The organism is Actinomadura sp. ATCC 39365, from assembly GCF_054392275.1.
Map to the genome: position 1 here is coordinate 3752641 of NZ_CP184335.1, position 19012 is coordinate 3771652.

At 72.2% G+C, this 19012-nt stretch carries 15 protein-coding genes, 1 other RNA gene and 1 pseudogene; 7 read left to right on the top strand and 10 right to left on the bottom strand.

All coding sequences use genetic code 11. The features are described 5' to 3' along the window. Positions 1 to 47 precede the first annotated feature (47 nt). Genes ACNF49_RS18700 through ACNF49_RS18710 form a run of 3 tightly spaced genes read left to right on the top strand, consistent with a single transcriptional unit; the run spans position 48 to position 3751 of the window. Positions 48 to 1214, top strand: coding sequence for an acyl-CoA dehydrogenase family protein (locus ACNF49_RS18700; RefSeq protein WP_357965237.1), 1167 nt, complete (start codon positions 48 to 50; stop codon positions 1212 to 1214). After that, positions 1211 to 2242 (top strand): acyl-CoA dehydrogenase family protein, encoded by a 1032-nt coding sequence (locus tag ACNF49_RS18705; RefSeq protein WP_482944504.1) that lies wholly within the window; start codon positions 1211 to 1213, stop codon positions 2240 to 2242. Before ACNF49_RS18700 ends, ACNF49_RS18705 begins: the two co-directional genes overlap by 4 nt. Continuing rightward, positions 2243 to 3751 (top strand): AMP-binding protein, encoded by a 1509-nt coding sequence (locus ACNF49_RS18710; protein WP_482944505.1) that lies wholly within the window; start codon positions 2243 to 2245, stop codon positions 3749 to 3751. Here ACNF49_RS18710 and ACNF49_RS18715 read toward each other — a convergent pair. From ACNF49_RS18715 to ACNF49_RS18745, 7 genes are all read right to left on the bottom strand, one after another. Continuing rightward, positions 3712 to 4833 (bottom strand): C45 family autoproteolytic acyltransferase/hydrolase, encoded by a 1122-nt coding sequence (locus ACNF49_RS18715; RefSeq protein ID WP_482944506.1) that lies wholly within the window; start codon positions 4831 to 4833, stop codon positions 3712 to 3714. The two genes, ACNF49_RS18710 and ACNF49_RS18715, sit on opposite strands and share 40 nt — an antisense overlap. A 67-nt stretch (positions 4834 to 4900) precedes the next feature. Continuing rightward, the gene (locus tag ACNF49_RS18720; RefSeq protein WP_482944507.1) at positions 4901 to 6337 is read right to left on the bottom strand and encodes an Nramp family divalent metal transporter; all 1437 of its coding nucleotides are present in this window, start codon (positions 6335 to 6337) and stop codon (positions 4901 to 4903) included. 61 nt (positions 6338 to 6398) lie between these two features. Further along, on the bottom strand, positions 6399 to 7187 hold the full coding sequence (locus tag ACNF49_RS18725; RefSeq protein ID WP_482944508.1) for a GNAT family N-acetyltransferase: 789 nt from the start codon (positions 7185 to 7187) through the stop codon (positions 6399 to 6401). Positions 7188 to 7263: 76 nt separating this feature from the next. Continuing rightward, positions 7264 to 7677 carry an SSI family serine proteinase inhibitor gene (locus ACNF49_RS18730; RefSeq protein ID WP_357965225.1) on the bottom strand — a complete coding sequence of 138 codons (414 nt, stop codon included), beginning with the start codon at positions 7675 to 7677 and terminating at the stop codon, positions 7264 to 7266. A gap of 195 nt (positions 7678 to 7872) precedes the next feature. Continuing rightward, positions 7873 to 8934 (bottom strand): M20 family metallopeptidase, encoded by a 1062-nt coding sequence (locus tag ACNF49_RS18735; RefSeq protein WP_482944509.1) that lies wholly within the window; start codon positions 8932 to 8934, stop codon positions 7873 to 7875. Beyond that, complete coding sequence (locus ACNF49_RS18740; RefSeq protein ID WP_357965220.1) at positions 8931 to 9959, bottom strand: dipeptidase; 1029 nt, start codon at positions 9957 to 9959, stop codon at positions 8931 to 8933. The genes ACNF49_RS18735 and ACNF49_RS18740 overlap by 4 nt, the downstream gene beginning before the upstream one ends. A gap of 71 nt (positions 9960 to 10030) precedes the next feature. Further along, positions 10031 to 11497, bottom strand: coding sequence for a flavin-containing monooxygenase (locus ACNF49_RS18745; protein WP_482944510.1), 1467 nt, complete (start codon positions 11495 to 11497; stop codon positions 10031 to 10033). Between the two features lie 117 nt (positions 11498 to 11614). Here ACNF49_RS18745 and ACNF49_RS18750 point away from each other — a divergent pair, with 117 nt between their 5' ends. The 4 genes from ACNF49_RS18750 (at position 11615) to rnpB (ending at position 15121) form a co-directional block, all read left to right on the top strand. Continuing rightward, entirely contained in the window at positions 11615 to 12415 is an 801-nt protein-coding gene (locus tag ACNF49_RS18750; RefSeq protein ID WP_482944511.1) for a Nif3-like dinuclear metal center hexameric protein, read from the top strand. 2 nt (positions 12416 to 12417) lie between these two features. Then, the gene (locus tag ACNF49_RS18755) at positions 12418 to 13158 is read left to right on the top strand and encodes a zinc ribbon domain-containing protein (protein WP_357965212.1); all 741 of its coding nucleotides are present in this window, start codon (positions 12418 to 12420) and stop codon (positions 13156 to 13158) included. Next, positions 13155 to 14402 (top strand): bifunctional RNase H/acid phosphatase, encoded by a 1248-nt coding sequence (locus ACNF49_RS18760; RefSeq protein WP_357965209.1) that lies wholly within the window; start codon positions 13155 to 13157, stop codon positions 14400 to 14402. The genes ACNF49_RS18755 and ACNF49_RS18760 overlap by 4 nt, the downstream gene beginning before the upstream one ends. Positions 14403 to 14730: 328 nt before the next feature. Further along, positions 14731 to 15121, top strand: an RNA gene (rnpB, locus tag ACNF49_RS18765) — RNase P RNA component class A. Positions 15122 to 15156: 35 nt separating this feature from the next. Here rnpB and ACNF49_RS18770 read toward each other — a convergent pair. The 3 genes and pseudogenes from ACNF49_RS18770 to ACNF49_RS18780 all read right to left on the bottom strand — a co-directional run. Beyond that, a pseudogene (locus ACNF49_RS18770) lies at positions 15157 to 15528 on the bottom strand (DUF7144 family membrane protein); the annotation flags it as partial. Positions 15529 to 15694: 166 nt separating this feature from the next. Beyond that, entirely contained in the window at positions 15695 to 16711 is a 1017-nt protein-coding gene (locus ACNF49_RS18775) for an NAD-dependent epimerase/dehydratase family protein (protein WP_482944512.1), read from the bottom strand. A gap of 33 nt (positions 16712 to 16744) precedes the next feature. Continuing rightward, a complete protein-coding gene (locus ACNF49_RS18780; protein ID WP_482944513.1) occupies positions 16745 to 18940 on the bottom strand; it encodes a SulP family inorganic anion transporter in 2196 nt (731 codons plus the stop codon). Positions 18941 to 19012 lie beyond the last annotated feature (72 nt).

A 19012-nucleotide genomic window follows, 5' to 3' on the forward strand; every position in this document is an offset into this window, starting at 1 on the left:
GCCGCGACCTGACTAGAGTAAGTGAACACTGATGCCAAGGAGTCGATGTGGACCTTGCAGAGTATCGGCGTGCCGCCGCGGAGTGGCTGCGCGACAACGTCCCGGCCGACGATCAGTCAGGGGCCGACGCACTCGCCCGCGCCAAGGAGTTCATGGCCAGGCTCTACGACGCCGGCTACTCCGGCATCACCTGGCCGCGGCAGTGGGGCGGCCAGGGGCTGACACAGGCCGAGGAGCGCGCCTTCGCCGCCGAGGCCCGCGACCACACCCTCCCCACGTACGTCTTCTCCATCGGGCTCGGCATGACCGGGCCGACGCTGGTGGACCGGGGCACCGACGCGCAGCGCGAGCGTTTCGTCCGGCCGCTGCTGCGCGGCGAGGAGGTCTGGTGCCAGCTGTTCTCCGAGCCGGGCGCCGGCAGCGACGTGGCCAGCCTCCAGACCCGCGCCGTACGCGACGGCGACACCTGGGTGGTCAACGGCCAGAAGGTCTGGACCTCGGTCGCCCACCACGCCGACTGGGGGCTGCTGCTGGCCCGCACCGACGTCGAGGTGCCCAAGCACCGCGGCCTGACCATGTTCGTGGTGGACATGCACCACCCCGGCGTGACGGTCAGGCCGCTCAAGGACATGTCCGGCCGGGCCAACTTCAACGAGATCTTCTTCGACAACGTGACGATCCCCGACGAGCACCGGATCGGCGAGGTCAACGACGGCTGGAGCGTGGCCGTCACCACCCTGCTGCACGAGCGGCTGTCGATCTCCGCGGGCGTCGGCATGGGCGGGCAGAAGGACAACCCGGCCACCTTCGAGGCGCTGCGCGAGACGCTCGACACCAGCGACCCGCTGGTCCGCGACCAGCTCGTCGAGCTGCACATCCGCAGCCGCGCCCTGGCCCTGTTCAACCAGCGGCTCGCCCAGGAGACCAGGGCGGGCATCTTCCCCGGCGCCCGCGGCAGCGCCGCCAAGCTGCTGCTGGCCGAGCTGACCCTGTTCCAGGCCGACCTCGCCACCCAGCTGGCCGGCCCCGAGTCGGTGGTCGGCGACCACCCGCTGTCCCGGTCGATCTCGCTGGCCCCCGGCATGGCGCTGGGCGGCGGCACCAACGAGATCATGCGCAACATCGTCGGCGACCGCGTCCTCGGCCTGCCGCCGGAGCCGAGGGTGGACAAGACCGTGCCGTTCAAGGACCTGAAGGTGGGGACGCAGGGGTGAAGCTCGTACTCAGCCAGGAACAGCAGCAGCTCCGCGAGGCCGTGCGCGACTTCCTGCGCGCCGCGTCGCCGCTGCGCAAGGCCCGCGAGGGCTACGACCCGCAGGTGTACGCCCGGCTCAACGGCGAGCTCGGCCTGTCCGGCCTGGTCGTCCCCGAGGAGCACGGCGGCGCCGGGGCCGGGCTCGCCGACCTCGCGGTGGCCCTGGAGGAGACCGGCGCCGCGCTGCTGCCCGGCCCCTTCCTCGCCACCCAGTTCGCCGCGCTCGCGCTCACCCAGGTGCCCGACAAGGAGCTGCTGGGCGGCATCGCCGAGGGCCGCGTCGTCGCCACGCTCGTCCAGCCGGAACACGACCTCGCCTTCGACGGCACGGCCGTCACCGGCGCCCTGCCCCGGGTGCTGTCCGGCATGGAGGCCGACGTGCTGCTCGCGCCCGCGCCCGGCGACGGCGGCGTGGTGCTGGTGGCCGTCGACCTGGCCGGCCCCGGTGTCACGCGGACCCCGCTGGAGACGCTCGACCTCACGCGCGGCCAGGCGCGGGTGACCCTGGAGCGCGCCCCCGCCCGCGTGCTCGGCCGCCCGGCCGCCGGCAGCGGCATCGGCGACCGGCTGTGCGTCGCGCTCGCCGCCGAGCAACTGGGCGTGCTGCGCGCCTCGCTGGACGCCATCGTCGCCTACGCCAAGATCCGCGTCGCCTTCGGCCGCTACATCGGCTCCTACCAGGGCGTCAAGCACAAGCTCGCCGACATGCACGGCAAGCTCGAACAGGCCGAGTCGATCGTCAGGTACGCCGCCTGGGCCGCCGACGAGTCCCCCGCCGAGCTGCCCGGCGCCGCCGCCCTGGCCCAGGCGTACGTGGGCCGCGCCTGCTTCGAGGTCGCCCGCGACCACCTCCTCCTGCACGGCGGCATAGGTTTCACCTGGGAGCACGACGCGCACCTGTTCTACAAGCGGGCCAAGACCGACGAGGTGCTGCTCGGCCCGCCCCGCATCCACCGGGCCCGTCTCGCGGAACTCCTGGAGCTGTAGATGGACATCAGCGGCCTTCCCGGCTTCTACGCTATCGCCGCCGCCGACCCCGGCCGCCTGGCCGTGATCGACACCGATGGCACGCGGACCACGTACGGCGAGCTGCTCGCCCGGGTCAACCAGGTCTCCCACGGCCTGCGGGCCCGCGGGCTGGGCAAGGGCGACGTGGTCGCCGGCGTGCTGACCAACGGCATCGACGCCGTCGTCATGCTCATGGCGACCGGCCAGATCGGGCTCTACTACGTGCCGGTCAACTGGCATCTCACCGAGTCCGAGGTGTCCTACATCCTGGCCGACTGCGACGCCAAGATCGTGGTCACCGACGCCGCGCACGCCGTGCCGGGCGCGGAGATCGGCACGTCCGGGCTGGCCGAGGGGCAGCCCGCGGACGCCCCCGCCGAACGTACGGCAGGGGCGGTCATGTGGTACACCTCCGGCACCACCGGCTTCCCCAAGGGCGTGCAGCGCGCGCTGCCCGACGCCGAGCCGGAGGCCATCGTGCCGCTGTACACGTGGTTCCTCGGCGAGGTCGTCGACCTGACGCCGGGCGACGCCGTGCACCTGGTGACCTCGCCGATGTACCACTCGGCGCCCTGCGCGCACACCCAGTTCGCGCTGCACCTCGGGCACACGGTGGTGATCACGCCCAGGTTCGACCCGGTCGACATCCTGGAGCTGATCCAGCGCCACCACGTCTCCAACGCCATGATGGTGCCGACCATGTTCCACCGCATGCTGCAGCTCCCCGAGGACGTCCGGGCCAAGTACGACGTGTCGAGCCTGCGCCAGGTCATCCACACGGCCGCGGCCTGCCCGGTCGCCGTCAAGCAGGCGATCATGGACTGGTGGGGCCCGGTGCTGTACGAGTACTACGGCTCGACCGAGTCCACGATCGCCTTCTCCGTCAAGCCGCACGACTGGCTGGCCCGGCCCGGCACGGTGGGCCGTCCGGCGCCGACGTTCGAGGCCAGGATCCTCGACGAGAACGGCGAGGAGCTGCCGCCGGGCGAGCCCGGCATGATCTACGTCAAGTCGTCGATGGGCTCCTTCGAGTACCGCAAGGACCCGGCCAAGACCGCCGCCAGCATGCTGGGCGATTGGTACGCCCCCGGCGACATCGGCTACCTCGACGACGACGGGTTCCTGTTCCTGTGCGACCGGCGCACCGACCTGATCGTCTCCGGCGGGGTGAACATCTACCCCGCCGAGATCGAGGCCGTGCTGCTGGAGCATCCCGCGGTGGCCGACGTCGCGGTCATCGGCGTGCCCGACGAGGAGTGGGGCCACAACGTGGTCGCGCTCGTGCAGCCCGCCGAGGGCGTCGAGCCGGGCCCCGCGCTCACCGCCGAGCTGCTCGAACACTGCGGGCCCCGGCTCGCCCGGTTCAAGCACCCGAAGGTCGTGGAGTACCGCGACCGGCTCCCGCGCACCCCCACGGGGAAGTTGTCGCGCTCGAAGGTGCGCGAGGGTTACCTGGCCGAGGCGGGGAACACCACCTCCTCGCTGTAGTCGCGGCCGTCGCCGAGGTAGAAGCGGGTGGCCAGGGTGCGGTCGGCGGTGTCGAAGACCGTGGTCCACAGCGTGCGGAACGGCGCGGCGGGATCCGCCGCCGGCCGGACCGCGTGCAGGCTGTCCCGCAGGTCGTCGGCGGACATGGTGGCGCCCTTGCTGCGCTCGTACAGGGTGCGCAGCCGGCCGTAGGTGCCGAGGCTCGACGGGGTGTCGGCGGGCAGGGCCATCGGGTCGGGATGGCGGTGCAGCAGGTGGTTGGTGACGCACAGCGGGCCGTCGCCGAACTCGACGGCGTGCTCGGTGCCGTCCGGGCCACGCTCCCACACGAACGCCTGACCGTGGGCGTCGGCGACCAGGTAGTGCAGGGGCAGGCCGAGGTCGTACTGCTTGGCTCCCAGCAGCGCCTGCTTGGCCTGGGCCGCGGTCTCGCAGGTGTCCATGAGGAACCGGGGCAGTTGCAGGGTGCCGAGCCCGACCTGCGGGACGTCCAGCCGCGGCGGGGTGGCGGTCTCGGCGTCGGCGATCAGCAGCATGACGGCCAGGCCGGCCTCGTTGATCCCGTCGATGCAGCCGTCGAGGCCGTTCATGGTGATGACGGTCGAGGCGAGCCCGTCGTCGGGCACGGTGCTGATCACGTACGGGCGGGCGGCCATGGGCAGCTCGCCGGGGCTGGGCGGCTCGCCCGCGATCTGGCTGGTGGTGTACAGGAAGAAGTCGTAGTTGCGGCCCACCCTGCCGTGCCCGTCGGCGGAGGCGGGCGGCGGGCACCACAGAGCCGAGCAGGCGGCGTCCGCGGGCACGTAGTTCCAGCCGTCGAGGGCCAGCTCGTCCTGGTCGGGGTCGAGGCCGAGCGCCGCCGCGGCGCCGTCCATGCGGGCGTGGTGCTGCGGCCAGTTCCGTTCGAACCAGGACATCCTCGCTCTGATCACCGCCGGGTCGGCGGTCATGGGCGACCAGCCGAGCCGGCGCGCCTCCTCGGTGAGCACCCGGCCGATCTCGAACTGGCTGCCGGTGACGGTGAGGTGCGTGACGAGCTGGAAGTCGTCGTTGCCGCCCGCCACGCAGGTCATGTTGGTCATGCCGCCGATGTTGCCGCCGCCCGCTGACCGGGCTCCTACCGCCGGCTGACCGCCCGCCGGACGGCGATCAGCCGGTCAGCTTCCGCACCTGCTGGACGACCACCAGGACGGTCAGCGTCCCGAAGAACGCCACCGACCAGACCAGCGCCGCCAGCCGGTACGACCGAACCCTGATCGCCTCCGGCAGCGCCCGCCGGTTCAGCACGATCAGCAGGATCGAGTACACGAACATCATCACCGCCGCGAAGCACGCCGAGAACACCAGCAGGATCAGCGGCTGGTCCAGCCCGAGCAGCAGGATCGCGATCCCGACCAGCGTCATCGCCCAGACGGTGACGAAGTACACCCGGTTCACCGAGACGGGCCGGTCGCGCAGGTAGACCGTCTTGATCGTGTCCGAGGCCAGCCGCGAGGTGTAGTCGACGATGCCCATGGCCGAGGCGAACAGGGCCAGCGCGCCGATCACCCAGAACAGGATCCCGAACCAGGTGCCGACCACGCCCTGCAGCACCTCGCCCTCGACCTTCAGGAAGCCGATGTTGTCCTTGCCCGCCACCTCCGGCCGGCCGAAGACGGTCGAGTAGGCCAGCATCGACATCAGCCCGATCGTCAGGAACGACACCAGCGCGAACGTGGCGCCCTGCTCGGCGTTGGCGAAGCGCCACCACCGGCGCCAGCGGGCCAGGTTGTCCTGCGTGGGCGGGAACTGGAAGCCGGTCGAGGCGGCCGCCTCCTCCTCACCGGTGACCGGGCTGACCAGGCGCGGGACGTACGAACCCATGCCGAAGCCCTTGTCGCGGATCCAGTTGCTCTGGCACAGGTTCTGGCCGCCGCCCGCGCCGGCGTAGGCGACGGCGCCCATGAGCACGGCGATCCCGAGCTCCCCGGCCGGGAAGCGGGCGCCGACGGTGAGCCCCCTGCCCAGCTCGACCCAGCTGTCGGCGTTGACCGCGAACAGGATCGCGACCACGGCCAGCGTGGCCACCAGGGCGATCTTCACGAAGATCACCCGTTCGAGGAGCGTGTAGATCACCGGCGCCAGCGTCAGGCCCAGCGCGATCACGACGAGCATGCCGATCGCGATCCAGCGCACCCCGCCCGCCCCGGCCCCGGTCAGGTACGTCACCATGGTCGCGGACGTGGTCACCCACCCCGGCCACAGGTTCGAGGCCAGCGTCAGCACGACGAAGACCAGCCCCCAGTGCCGCCACATCCGGCTGAACCCGGTCAGCGCGGTCTCGCCGGTGGCCAGCGTGTACCGCTCGATCTCCATGTTCAGGAACCACTGGGTGACGATGCCGACCGCGGCGCCCCAGACGAACACCAGCCCCACCTGGGAGGCGATGTAGGGCCAGAGGATGAACTCGCCCGACGCCAGCCCCACCCCCGCCCCGACCAGCCCCGGGCCGATGACGCGCCAGGTCGAGCGGGGAGGGTCGGGCAGGTCGCGGACGGCGACGGAGGGCAGGACTCGCGCGGGGACGGTGGGGGTGAAGTCCGTCATGCGGATCTCCTCGTTCGGCTTCCCGTACCGTCACCTTACGCAGATCGCTTACGCCGGTGAACTATCCGGTCAGGGTCACCACGTAGTCCCCGTGGTCGGTGAGCCCGTCCACCCGCCCGCCGGACTCCATCAGGCCGCCCAGCACCTCGCGCATCGCCGCGCGCCAGGCCCTGGCCGCCGCCGGGTCGTGCACGCGCAGCCGTTCGACGTCGTGCGGCGTGCCCACCAGCACGACGTCCGTGTCCGCCGGCCGCACGACCGGACCGGAGTCGTCCTCCGCCAGCACCTGGGCGCGGCCCTCGGCCGGTTCCACCCGTGGCCCGAGCGGGCGCTCGTCCAGCGGCCACACCGCCAGCAGGCGGTCGGAGGAGTCGCCCTCGTTGATCGCGTCGGCCATGACGCCGTAGAAGTCGCGCAGGTACTTCTGCGGGCGGGCGCCCAGCTTGACCAGGTTGAACCGGGCGTTGCGGCGGACGAGCGGATCGAAGGTCCAGGTGACGCGATCGAGGCCCCGGTCCAGGCACCACGCCCGCTGGTGCAGCTTGAGCGCGTAGCCGATGCCCCGGCCGATCGAGGCGCCCGTCACGTGGGAGTGCAGCGCGCCCTCCGCCGCCCGGAAGCCCACCGACGCGCCCACCAGCACGTCGCCCTCGTACGCGCCGACCACGTAGTTTCCGGTGTGCGCGAACCCGACCATCAGCTCGACGCTGACCGGCGCGTTGCCCGGATCGGGCCGCCAGATCTCGTCGAAGAGCCGGAAGACCTGCGTGAACTCGCCCATCTCGTGCAACTCGCGGATCGTCACACCACTCTTGGCCGCCGCCTCGGCGGCCTCCTCCCGGCTCGTCATGCCCCCCACTATGCCCGCCGGACGGCGAGATGCCCGCCCGCGGTCCGCGGACGGGCATCTCAGGGGCTGCCGGAGATCACTTCACCAGCGGCCCGAGCGTGCGCTCCATGACGCAGTCGTTCTCGAACTTCCGGTCGTAGGACGTCGTGCGGCCGTACCAGTGGCCCCTGACGCGCACGGAGACGGGGGCGTAGTTGCGCGGGCACGCGCCCGGATCGACGTTGAGGTCCTTGATCACGCCGTCGACCTCGTGCAACTCCGCGCAGGCCGTGCGGGGGCGCGGGTGGGTGCCGCCGTCGGGGTCGCAGGTGAGCCGCATCGAGTACGCGCCGCCGCCGTTGCTCGGCGTGACGGTGATGAACAGCAGCACGCCCGGCTCGTCGGCGGCGGCGGCACCGGCCGGGCTCGCCCCGAACGGAACGATGAGCGCGGCGGACGCGCACAGGGCTAGGGCGGCCGTCCTGCGAGCGGCGGTCAGCACGGATGTCATGGGAACCTCCCTGGTCAACGTGCGCCCCGAGAGTGGCGGCGCACGTCAAATGACTACAGGCAGTCACCATATCGATACCACTGGTGAAGGAGTGACAGAATGCTGTCCCCGCTGATCACACCCGCTCCCACCGGCCGGGCCCGGCCGTCCCGCTCAGGCCGCGCCTCCAGGGCCGCGACGCCGGGCCCGGTCGTCTCAGCGCACGGCCTCGATCAGGGCGCGGAGGAGGGCCGTGCGGCGTGGCATCTCGGCCACCACCACGTGCTCGTGGTCGGCGTGCGCGCCGCCGCCCACCGCGCCCAGCCCGTCGAGCGTCGGGCAGCCGGCCCCCGCGGTGAAGTTACCGTCGGAGGCGCCGCCCACCGCCGCGTCGGTCAGCGGGCCCACGTCCAGCCGCCCGGCCAGGTCCTGGGCCAGGGCGTAGAGCGAGGCCGACATCGCGGCTTCGAGCGGCGGCCGGTTGGGGCCTCCTTCGACCTCCAGCCGCGTGCCGGGCACCGCAGGGGCCAGCGCCCGCATCGCGGCGTCCACCCGCAGCTGCTCGGCCACCGTGCTCGCCCGCACGTCGACCCCCACCGTCGCCTCGGCCGGGACGGTGTTGAGCGTCGTCCCGCCGCGCAGCACGGTCGGGGTGACCGTCGTGTCACCGGCTCCGAGGGCGGCGATGGCCAGGATCTGGTGCGCCAGCTCGACGCCCGCGTTCGCGCCCTTCTCCGGCTCCAGCCCGGCGTGGGCCGCCTTGCCGTGCACCCGCAGCGTGTACATCGACGTGCCCTTGCGGGACGTCTTCAGCGCGCCGCCGTCCGCGCTGGCCTCCATGACGAACGCGGCGGCCAGCCCCCGCGCGGTGTCCGTGATCAGCGGCGCGGACGTGATCGAGCCAAGCTCCTCGTCGCCGGTGACCAGCAGCGTGACGCCGTCGAGCGAGCCGAGCCCGGCGAGCGCGTGGAAGGTCTGCACCAGCCCGGCCTTCATGTCGAACACGCCCGGCCCGCGCGCCACGCCGTCGACGACCGACCAGGGGTGGGTCGCCAGCGTGCCGATCGGCCAGACGGTGTCGTGGTGGCCGAGCAGCAGCACCCTGGGCGTGCCGAACGACCAGCGCAGATGGGTGACGCCGTCGATCACCAGGAACTCCGGCCTGGCCCCCAGGTAGCGGGTCCCCATCGCGGCCACGACCTCGGCGCTGCGGGCCACGGCCTCCAGGTCACGCGAGAACGACTCGCACAGGACCAGCTCCTCCAGATCCTCGATCATGCCAGCCGCTCTCCGAGGAACCGGTGGACGTTCCCGCCGATGATCTTGGCGACGTCCTTCTCCGGCAGGCCACGGCCGAGCAGCCCCTCGGTCACCATGGGTAGCCCGGTGGGCCCCTCCAGGCCGGGGATCGACGCCTTGGGGTCGAGGCCGTCGGGCTCCAGGTCCTCGCAGCACGGGGGCGTCAGGTCGTCCATGACCTCGCGGATGAAGTCGGGGCCCAGGCCGACGTGGTCGATCCCGGCCACCTGCGCGACGTGCTCGATGTGGTCGAGCAGGCGGTCGAGCGTCATGTCCTCCGTGCGCTCGGCCAGGAAGGGGGCGAAGAAGTTCACACAGACCACGCCGCCCGTCGCGGCGACCGCGCGAAGCTGGTCGTCGGTGAGGTTGCGGTGGTGGTCGCGCAGCGCGCGGGCCGCGGAGTGGGTGGCCATCACCGGCTTGGTCGCCAGCTCCAGCACGTGGGCCACGCCCGACGCGCCGAGATGTGAGACGTCGAACACCATGCCCAGGCGCTCCATCTCCTGCAGGGCGGCCACGCCGCGGCTGGTCAGGCCGCTGCCGGTGGCGTCCTCGGCGCTGCCGTCGGCCAGCGGCGTACGCCCGAAGTGGGCGATCGAGGCCACCCGCACGCCCAGCCGGTGGACGGTCGAGATCAGCTCGACGCTCTCGTCGAGCCCCGGCATGCTCTCCAGCGCGAGCACCAGGGCGATCTTGCCCTCCGCCAGCGCCGCGTCGATCGCCGAGGCGTCGAGGCAGAGCCGTACGGTGTCGGGGTTGCCCTCCGCGATCACGTGGGCGCACTCGATCATGCGCAGCGTCTGCCGCAGGGCGCCCTCGGGCCGGTACTGGTCGTCGATGAAGACCGGCAGGATCTGCAGGTCGACCCCGCCCTCGACGAGCTGCGGCAGCCACCGCCCGCGGAAGAAGGAGGCCCACTGCTGGGGCGGCCGGGCGGCGACCGCCATGAGCAGATCATTGTGGGTGTCGGCCACGACGGCACGCCGGTGCAGGGGAAGCGTCATGCGAAGGACGTTACCGTGCGCCCCCACCTGCTCCAATGCACCTCAAGTCCGATTTTTCGGCCACATCTTGTTCACCGCACCGAAGACGGGACCTCCCCGACCCTCCGGTACGCCCCGCGCGGCGGCCGGGCGGTGAGCCGCCGGTAGAGCGTCGTCGGGCCGGGCCAGTTGTTGGTGACCCGCCCCTCGGCCGTCTTGTACCAGCTCCGGCACCCCTCGCCCCACACCATGCGGGCCATCGCCGCGTCGAGCTGCCGGGTCCAGGCGGCCATCGCCTCGGGACGCACCTCGATCGGCCCCTGCTCGGCCACCCGCGGCAGGCACGCCATGACGTGCCGCACCTGGCACTCGATCATGTAGATGATCGAGTTGTGCCCGAGGTTCGTGTTCGGGCCGTAGAGCAGGAACATGCTGGGGAAGCCGGGCACCGAAATGCCGAGGTAGGCCTGCGCGCCGTCGCGCCACTGCTCGGCCAGCGACCGCCCGCCGAGCCCGGTGACCTCCATCGGGGCCAGGAACTCGGTGCTCAGGAAACCGGTGGCGTACACGATCGTGTCGGCCTCGCGCAGCCCCTCGGCGGTCTCCACGCCCTTCGGCCCGATCCGGACGATCGGATCGGTGACGACGTCGACGTCCGGCCTGGTCAGCGCCGGGTAGAAGGCGCTGTCGATGACGACGCGCTTGCAGCCGGGCGGGTAGCCGGGCGTCAGCTTCGCCCGCAGGACGGGATCGGGGACCTGGGCACGCAGGTGGGCCAGGGCGCGCTTCCTCAGCAGTCCGGCGCTCCAGCCCTCGGCCAGGGCCGGGTAGAGCGTGGCCTCGGCGTACCGGTAGATCCACTCGCGGTAGGCCCGCTGGAGGCCCGGGACGTAGTGGAAGGCCAGCCGGGCGAGCGGGCCGAAGGTGGCGTCGGGCTTGGGGATCACCCAGTTGGGCGTGCGCTGGAAGACGTCGAGGTGCGCGGCCCGCTCGGCGACGGTCGGGATGAGCTGGGCCGCCGACGAGCCGCTGCCGATCACGGCGACGCGGCGGCCGGTGAGGTCGTGGTCGTGGTTCCAGCGGGCCGAGTGGAAGGAGACGCCCTCGAAGTCGGACATGCCGGGGATCTCGGGCAGGTGGGGGCGGTTGAGCTGGCCCACGCTCATGACGACCACGTCGAACGCCTCGGTGCGCTCGCCGCCGTCGTGGACGCTGGTGACCTGCCAGCGGCGGCCGTCGAAGACGGCTCGCCGTACTTCCGTACCGAAGCGAATTTTTCGCCTGACGTCGTATTTATCGGCGCAATGCTCTAGATAGCCCAAAATTTCGGGTTGGGCCGGGTAGCGGCGGGTCCAGCTCCCGTACTTCTCGAACGAGTACGAGTACAGGTGCGAGGGGATGTCGCAGCCCGCGCCCGGATAGCTGTTGTCCCGCCACGTGCCGCCGAGGTCGGCGGCCTTCTCGAAGACCGTGAAGGAGCCGATCCCGGCACGCCGCAGCCGGATCGCCATGCACAGGCCGCCGAAGCCCGCTCCGATGATCGCGACGCTGGGTGCCATGCCGTCCTCCGCGAAGTCAGGATCCACTTACAGTACGCCGAACCGCGTTCTGACGACACCCTCCGCCACGCCCCGCGCGACCCTTCCGCGGGCCGGTAGTCTGCGCAGGTGGCTGCTGTGACGCTGACTGAGGTGATCGAGGTGCTCGAGGCGGCCTACCCGCCCGCCCGGGCCGAGTCGTGGGACGCGGTGGGGCTGGTCTGCGGCGACCCCGCCCGCCGGGTGCACAAGGTGCTGTTCGCCGTCGATCCGGTCGCGGTCGTGGGTGAGGAGGCCCTCGACTGGGGCGCCGACCTGATCGTCACCCACCACCCGCTCTACCTGCGCGGCACCACCAGCGTGGCCGCCACCACGCCCAAGGGCCGCCTGATCCACCGCCTGATCAAGCACGAGGTCGCCCTCTACACCGCCCACACCAACGCCGACACCGCCAATCCCGGCGTCTCCGACGCCCTGGCCAGGGCCGTGGGTCTGACCGGCGACCTCGTACCGCTCCAGCCCTTCCCCGACGACCCCTGGCGCGGTCTGGGCCGCATCGGCGAGCTGCCCGAGCCCACGACGCTGGGGGAGTTCGCCGCGCGGGCCGCCAAGGGGCTGCCGCGCACCGCCGGCGGCCTGCGCGTGGCGGGCGACCTGGCCCGGCCGGTCTCGCGCGTCGCGGTCAGCGGCGGCGCGGGCGACTCGCTGCTCGGCGCGGCCAGGTCAGCGGACGTCGACGTGTTCCTCACGGCCGACCTGCGGCACCATCCGGCCGGTGAGTTCGTCGAGTCCGGTGGCCCCGCCCTGATCGACGCCGCCCACTGGGCCACCGAGTGGCCCTGGCTCGACAGCGCGGCGTCCATCCTGCGCTCCAGTGGCGTTACCGTTGAAACGCGCGTCTCCGCCACGGTCACCGATGCTTGGACAAGAGGATATTGATCATGAAAGCAGCCCCTGAGGCCCAGAAGCGACTGCTCGACCTGGCAGAGCTCGACTCCGTGATCGACCGGCTGGCGCACCGTCGGCGCACCCTGCCCGAGCTGGCCGAGATCGACGAGCAGTCCAAGCGCCTGGCCCGGCTCGTCACCCAGGTCATCGAGGCCGAGACCGAGGCCGGCGACCTCGCGCGCGAGCAGACCAAGGCGGAGAACGACGTCGACGCCGTGCGCACCCGCGCCGACCGCGACCAGAAGCGCCTCGACTCCGGCGCCGTGACCTCGCCCCGCGACCTGGCCGGCCTGCAGTCCGAGATCGCCTCGCTGCAGAAGCGCCAGGGCGACCTGGAGGAGGTCGTGCTGGAGATCATGGAGCGCCGGGAGGCGGCCGACAGCAAGGTCACCGACCTGGTCGCCCAGCGCGACGAGGTGGCCGCCACCCGCGCCGCCGCCGAAGACCGCCGTGACGCCGCGCTGACCGAGATCGACAAGGAGGCGGGCGAGGTCCGGGGCCGCCGCGCCGCCGTCGCCGGCGAGATCCCCGCCGACCTGCTGAAGCTCTACGACAAGCTCAAGGAGCAGTACGTCGTGGGCGCCGCCATGCTGCACGGCGGGCGTTGCCAGGGCTGCAAGGTGGCCCTGTCCATCGCCGAGATGAACTCCATCAAGGCCGCCCCCCACGACGAGGTGCTGCGCTGCGAGGAGTGCCGGCGGATCCTGGTCCGCACCCCGGAGTCCGGCCTGTGACGTCCTACGTCATCGAGGCCGACGGCGGCTCGCGCGGCAACCCGGGCCCGGCCGGCTACGGCGCGGTCGTCAGGGACGCCGCCGACGGCCAGGTGCTGGCCGAGGCCGCCGAGGCCATCGGCGTCGCGACCAACAACGTGGCCGAGTACCGGGGGCTGATCGCCGGGCTGACCGCCGTGCTGGGGGTGGGCGGCGAGGGCGCCGAGGTGGCCGTGCGGATGGACTCCAAGCTGGTCATCGAGCAGATGGCCGGCCGCTGGAAGATCAAGAACGAGGGGCTGCGTCCGCTCGCCCTTGAGGCCGGCGCGCTGGCCAGGCGGCTGCGGGTGGTCGAGTGGACCTGGATCCCGCGCGAGCACAACAAACACGCCGACCGGCTGGCCAACGAGGCCATGGACGCCGCCGCCAAGGGCCTGACCTGGAAGGCGGGCGGCACCCACGACACCGGCGCGCCGGGGGCCGCGGCCGTCCCGGCTGCGGGCGTGCCCGCGGCCCGCACGCCGGCGCCGGTCGTCGAGCAGACCGACCTCCTCGACGCGGGCGCCATCGCCGAGCTGTCGGCCCCCACGGCGTCCGTGGCCGCCGCCCAGCAGCGCTCCAAGGGCACCGGCTGGGCCCCGCCCACCCGGGTGGCCACCTCGTTGCTGCTGCTCAGGCACGGCGAGACGCCGCTGTCGATCGAACGCAGGTTCTCCGGCCTCGGTGACGCCGAGCTCACCGCCAACGGGCTGGCCCAGGCGGCGGCCGCCGCCGAGCGGTTGTCGCGGGAGCCGTACCGGCCGGACGTGATCGTCTCCTCGCCGCTCAAGCGGGCCAGGCAGACGGCCGAGGCCGTGGCCCAGCGCACCGGGCTCGACGTCGAGATCGACGAAGACCTCAGGGAAGCCGATTTCGGTGCCTGGGAGGGGCACACGTTCACCGAGGTGCAGCGTGAGTGGCCCACCGAGCTGGCCGCCTGGCTGGCCGGCCCCGACGCCGCGCCGCCCGGGGGCGAGAGCTTCGCCACGGCGGCCCGCCGCGTCCAGGCGGTGGGGGAGCGGCTGGTGGAGCGCTACGAGGGCAAGACCGTGCTCGTCGTCTCCCACGTGACGCCGATCAAGATGTTGCTGCGCGACGCCCTCACGGCGCCTCTGGGCGCGCTCTACCGGATGCACCTCGACCTGGCCTGCCTGTCGCTGATCGAGTACTACGCCGACGGCCCCGCCGTGGTGAAGTCGTTCAACGACACATCCCACCTCCGCTGAGCACGCGACGTGCTCGGCGACACGACCCACTCGCCTTGAGCGCGGCGGTGGCGAAGCCGTACACCGACCAGCCGGCCTGCGTTGGGCGTGGTGGTGGTGAAGTGGTGATTGGTGGTGAAGTCGTACACCGACCGGGCCACCTGCGTTGAGCGCAGTCGTGCTTCGACCGGTCCAGCTACGTTGAGCGCGGCCACGCCGGGAGCCGCCAGAACATCCCGGCGCGGCCGCTGCTGCCTCCGCCCCCCTCAGGCGGTGACATGCCCATCCCACCCAATCGATCTTGCGACTCGCTTGGGAACGGCTTGAGGTTTGATAACCTCCCTGAAGACGAGTCGGCCGGGCGGCCGCGTCGGGCCTTCGGGCCCGCCGAGGAAGGTCCGGGCTCCACAGGGCAGGGTGGTCGGTAACGCCGACCCGGGGTGACCCGCGGGACAGTGCCACAGAAAGCAGACCGCCTCCCGCCTCGGCGGGAGGTGAGGGTGAAAGGGTGGTGTAAGAGACCACCAGCGCCCACGGTGACGTGGGCGGCTAGGTAAACCCCACCCGGAGCAAGGTCAAGAAGGGACGCTCTCCGGAGCGTTCCGCGCGCGACGTTCGAGGGCTGCCCGCCCGAGCCGCGCGGGTAGACCGCTTGAGGCCGCCGGCAACGGCGGCCCTAGATGGATGGTCGCCCCTTCGTTCGCGAAGGACAGAACCCGGCCTACAGGCCGGCTCGTCTCTCACCTCCCAGTTCCTGGGCCTCGCGGCCGTGCACGATCAGGGCGTACAGCACCAGTACGTCCACCGCGATGACCGCGAGCGACCACCACGGGTTGACCGCGATCCAGGTGAGCTGCGTCATCGCGTTGATCATGACGAGAACCACCGCCACGACGCGGGCCCAGGTCTGCCCCACGGTCACTGCGATACCGGTCAGGAGCAGGACGATCCCGAACAACAGGTGGATCCAGCCCCAGGTGCCGATGTTGAAGAACAGCAGGCGGGATGGTGTGCGGACGAACAGCCCGCTGTTGATCACCGCATAGAGACCGGTGATGATGTTGAACACGCCGGACATGATCATGAGCATGCCGGCGAACCATACCCAGCCAACCCAGCCCGTGACGGGCCTGCTCTGGTACGTCATCGTCGAACCCTCCCCCGTGAGTTCACGTACACCGGCTGTCACCTGCCCGTCGAGCTCCGGTGTATGCGTCTTCCCAGCTCACGAGGTTTCGACGACCCGTCAGGCGCCCGGCGGCGAGGCTCGGAAACCCAGGCACCTCCAGGAACGCCTGACGGCCCGTGGCGGGTCAGGAGGAGCGGGTGTCCCAGGCGGCGAGGATGGCGGCCTCCTTCTCCGGAGCCATCCCGTGGACCATCCTTCGCCCGTAGGAACGCTGCTCCTCCGGGATCTCCCGCAGCCACGCCCACGTGTCACGGACGGTCTCCGCGACCGGACGCGCCCGCAGCCCCGCCGCCTCGGCCTTGCCCGTCGGCACGCTCCAGAAGTTGTCGGTCTCCTCCGACGGCGGCCCGCCCCACAGCGGCAGCTCCACGAACGCCCCGGCCCCCTGCGCGACCAGGAACTCCGCGTCCATCCACACGAACTCCGCGTCGGACCCGGTGACCTGCTTGCACAGCTCCAGCCACTCGCCGTAGGTGGTGTTGCCCGCCGGGCCGGTCACCGCGAACCGGCCGGCGACGCCCCGCTCGGCCTGGTCGAGGGTGAAGATGGCCACGTCGCGCGCGTCGACGAGCTGCATCGGCGCGGCGGGATCGCCGGGTGCCAGCACCCGGCCGCCCCGCGAGATGCGGGTCAGCCACCAGGGCAGCCGGGCCACGTTCTCGTACGGGCCGAGGATCAGCCCCGGCTGGATGATCAGCGCGTTGCCGTCGAAGCCCTGCTCGACCGCCCGCTCGCACCCGGCCTTCAGCACGCCGTAGTCGCCGTCGTCGGGACCGGCGTCGGGCTCGCACGGCCATCCGCCGGTGTGCTCGGTCGCGGCCTTGGCGGGGAACCCGTCGAGGGCCGAGACGCTGGAGATGAACGCGTACGTCGCCGCCCGGCCCGACAGCGCCCGCACCGATTCGCCCACCACCCGCGGCACATACCCGGACGTGTCCACAACGAAGTCCCACGACCCACCGTCGGCCAGCCGCTCCAGGTCGGCGACGGACTCCCGGTCGCCGCGCACGGTCTCGACGCCCGGCACGTCGCCGCCGCTCCGCCCTCTGTTGAACGTCGTGACCTCATGGCCACGCGCCAACGCCTCCTCCGCGATGGCGCGCCCCAGGAACCCCGTGCCGCCGATGAGCAAAATCTTCATGAACCCATCTTCGGCGCCCGGCGGGGCGCGGGCTCACAACTTCACGGAGAGCGAAGACCGCAGCGGCGGCACCACGTGCACCCGCGCCGACCCGATGTCGAAGTACAGGCCCACCAGCTCCAGCTTGCCCGCCCTGACCTGCTCGTCCACCTTCCGGTAGGTGCGCAGGTTCTCCAGCTGCTGCTGGACGTTCACCCGGCACAACACGTCGAGGGCCCCCTTGTGCAGCCGGTCGCCCTCGGTCTCGATGAACCTGGCCAGGCTGTGGTTCCCGTGCCGCAGCCACCGCCGCAGCCCCGGCAGGCTGCCGGCCTGCACCCCGGCGCTGAGCACCCCCGCCATGGCCCCGCATCCCGAATGCCCGCACACGGTGATCGTGCGCACGCCGAGCACCTGCGTGGCGTACTCGATCGCGGCCACCACCGAGTCGTCGTGCGGCTCGGAGCCCCGGCGCGGCACCAGGTTGCCGATGTTGCGCACGGTGAACAGGTCGCCGGGACCGCTCGCCGTGATCAGGCTGGGCACGATCCTGGAGTCGGCGCACGTGATGAACAGGTGGGTCGGCTGCTGCTTGCGCGCGAGCTCGGTGAAGATCGGCCGGACCAGCGGCGCCGTGGTGCGGTGGAAGTCGCGCGCCCCTTCGGCGCAGGTCGCCGGGGTCGAGCCGCCGTCGTCGGGGATGGCGCGGCGCTGCGGGCGCGTCCGCCGCTGCGCCCACGGCACCCACCGCCGGTCCGGCGACCTGCCGGGGTACGCGCGGGCCCCACCGGCGGCCAGCGTGTACCACTCGTCGTGCGGCTCGTCGAGGTCGACCGTGCCGCCCGCCTGCTCGTGGTCCAGCCGCCAGGAGTGGACGGCCTCGAAGGCCGCGTTGTCCATGAACTCGATGGTGAGGTCGAGGTCGACCGGCGTGCCCGCGGGGATCGACCGCAGCTCGTGCGTGAGCCTGGGCACGCCGAGGAACGTCAGCGAGCCGCTGATCGTCACGTGCAGCCGGCCGTCCGGCTCCTCGCGCCTGCGCACGCTCACCCAGGTCAGCCGGCGCAGCGCCAGCAGCGCGGCCAGCGCCACCCCGGCCAGCACCCCCTCGGCCAGGCCCAGCACGATCACGGTCACCACGGTCACGACATAGACCGGCACCTCGCCGTGCCCGCGGTCCTTCCTGACGCGCGCCAGGCCCACCATCCGCACGCCGGTGAACACCAGCAGCGCCGCCAGCGCCTCCAGCGGGATCAGCCGGACCGACCAGCCGAAACCCACCGCGAACCCCAGCACCCACACCCCGTGCAGGATCGACGCCGACCGGGTGCGCCCGCCCGCCCGCACGTTCGCCTCCGTACGCACGACGCCGCCGGCGATCGGCAGGCCGCCCAGCGCCCCCGACACCATGTTGGCCACGCCCTGGCCGGTCAGCTCCTGGTCGAGGTCGGCGCGGCGGCCGGGGTGCGTCCCGTCGGCGGCGGACGCGCACAGCAGCGACTCGACGCTGCCCAGCAGCGCCACGAGCAGCACCGCGCCCACGATCGTGTGCCAGTCGGCGGACGGCAGCACGGGGAAGCCCCACCCGGAGAAGCTGCCCGCCAGGTCGACGCGGGTGACGTCCCAGTCGGCCAGCCAGGCGACGCCCGCCGCGGCCGGCAGTGCGACCAGCGGCGCGGGCACGACCCTGACCCGCGCGGGCAGCCGTGTCCAGGACGCCAGCACCACGATCGTGAACAGGCCCAGCGCCATCTTGTGCCCGTGGAGGCCGGCGATCTGGCCGGGCAGCTCGGCGAGGTTGGCCAGGGCCGAGAGCTGGGGCTGCCCGCCGAGGACCACATGGAGCTGGGAGAGCGCGAGGATGACGCCGACCGCGGCCAGCAGGCCGCGCACGACCGCGGGGGAGACGGCCGGGACGACCCTGGCGGCCTTGACCACGCCGAGCACGAGCTGGACGACCCCTGCCAGTAGCGTGATCATGCAGGTGGCCCGCCAGCCGTGGATCCGCACCAGCTCCACGACCACCACGGACAACCCGGCCGCGGGCCCGCTCACCTGGACGGCCGATCCGCCCAGCGAGCCGGCCACGACCCCGCCCACGACGGCGGCGATGAGCCCGGCGGCCGGCGGGGCGCCCGAGGCCGCCGCGATGCCCAGGGAGAACGGGACTGCGACGAGGAAGACCACGAGCGAAGCGGGTAGATCATGCCGTAGCGTACGCAACCAGCTACTGAGGGTATCGCCGATCATGTCGGAAACCCTAGTGGTGCGCCACCCCCGCTTTAGGGGGTCGTCGCGGGGGTTTTACTCATTCGGTAAGGG

What these genes read in the sequence shown, in the direction of transcription:
- ACNF49_RS18710 (WP_482944505.1), top strand. Translation starts at nt 2,243, where the DNA reads ATGGACATCAGCGGCCTTCCCGGCTTCTACGCTATCGCCGCCGCCGAC.
- ACNF49_RS18715 (WP_482944506.1), bottom strand. Translation starts at nt 4,833, where the DNA reads ATGACCAACATGACCTGCGTGGCGGGCGGCAACGACGACTTCCAGCTC.
- ACNF49_RS18720 (WP_482944507.1), bottom strand. Translation starts at nt 6,337, where the DNA reads ATGACGGACTTCACCCCCACCGTCCCCGCGCGAGTCCTGCCCTCCGTC.
- ACNF49_RS18725 (WP_482944508.1), bottom strand. Translation starts at nt 7,187, where the DNA reads ATGACGAGCCGGGAGGAGGCCGCCGAGGCGGCGGCCAAGAGTGGTGTG.
- ACNF49_RS18730 (WP_357965225.1), bottom strand. Translation starts at nt 7,677, where the DNA reads ATGACATCCGTGCTGACCGCCGCTCGCAGGACGGCCGCCCTAGCCCTG.
- ACNF49_RS18735 (WP_482944509.1), bottom strand. Translation starts at nt 8,934, where the DNA reads ATGATCGAGGATCTGGAGGAGCTGGTCCTGTGCGAGTCGTTCTCGCGT.
- ACNF49_RS18740 (WP_357965220.1), bottom strand. Translation starts at nt 9,959, where the DNA reads ATGACGCTTCCCCTGCACCGGCGTGCCGTCGTGGCCGACACCCACAAT.
- ACNF49_RS18745 (WP_482944510.1), bottom strand. Translation starts at nt 11,497, where the DNA reads ATGGCACCCAGCGTCGCGATCATCGGAGCGGGCTTCGGCGGCCTGTGC.
- ACNF49_RS18755 (WP_357965212.1), top strand. Translation starts at nt 12,418, where the DNA reads ATGAAAGCAGCCCCTGAGGCCCAGAAGCGACTGCTCGACCTGGCAGAG.
- ACNF49_RS18775 (WP_482944512.1), bottom strand. Translation starts at nt 16,711, where the DNA reads ATGAAGATTTTGCTCATCGGCGGCACGGGGTTCCTGGGGCGCGCCATC.
- ACNF49_RS18780 (WP_482944513.1), bottom strand. Translation starts at nt 18,940, where the DNA reads ATGATCGGCGATACCCTCAGTAGCTGGTTGCGTACGCTACGGCATGAT.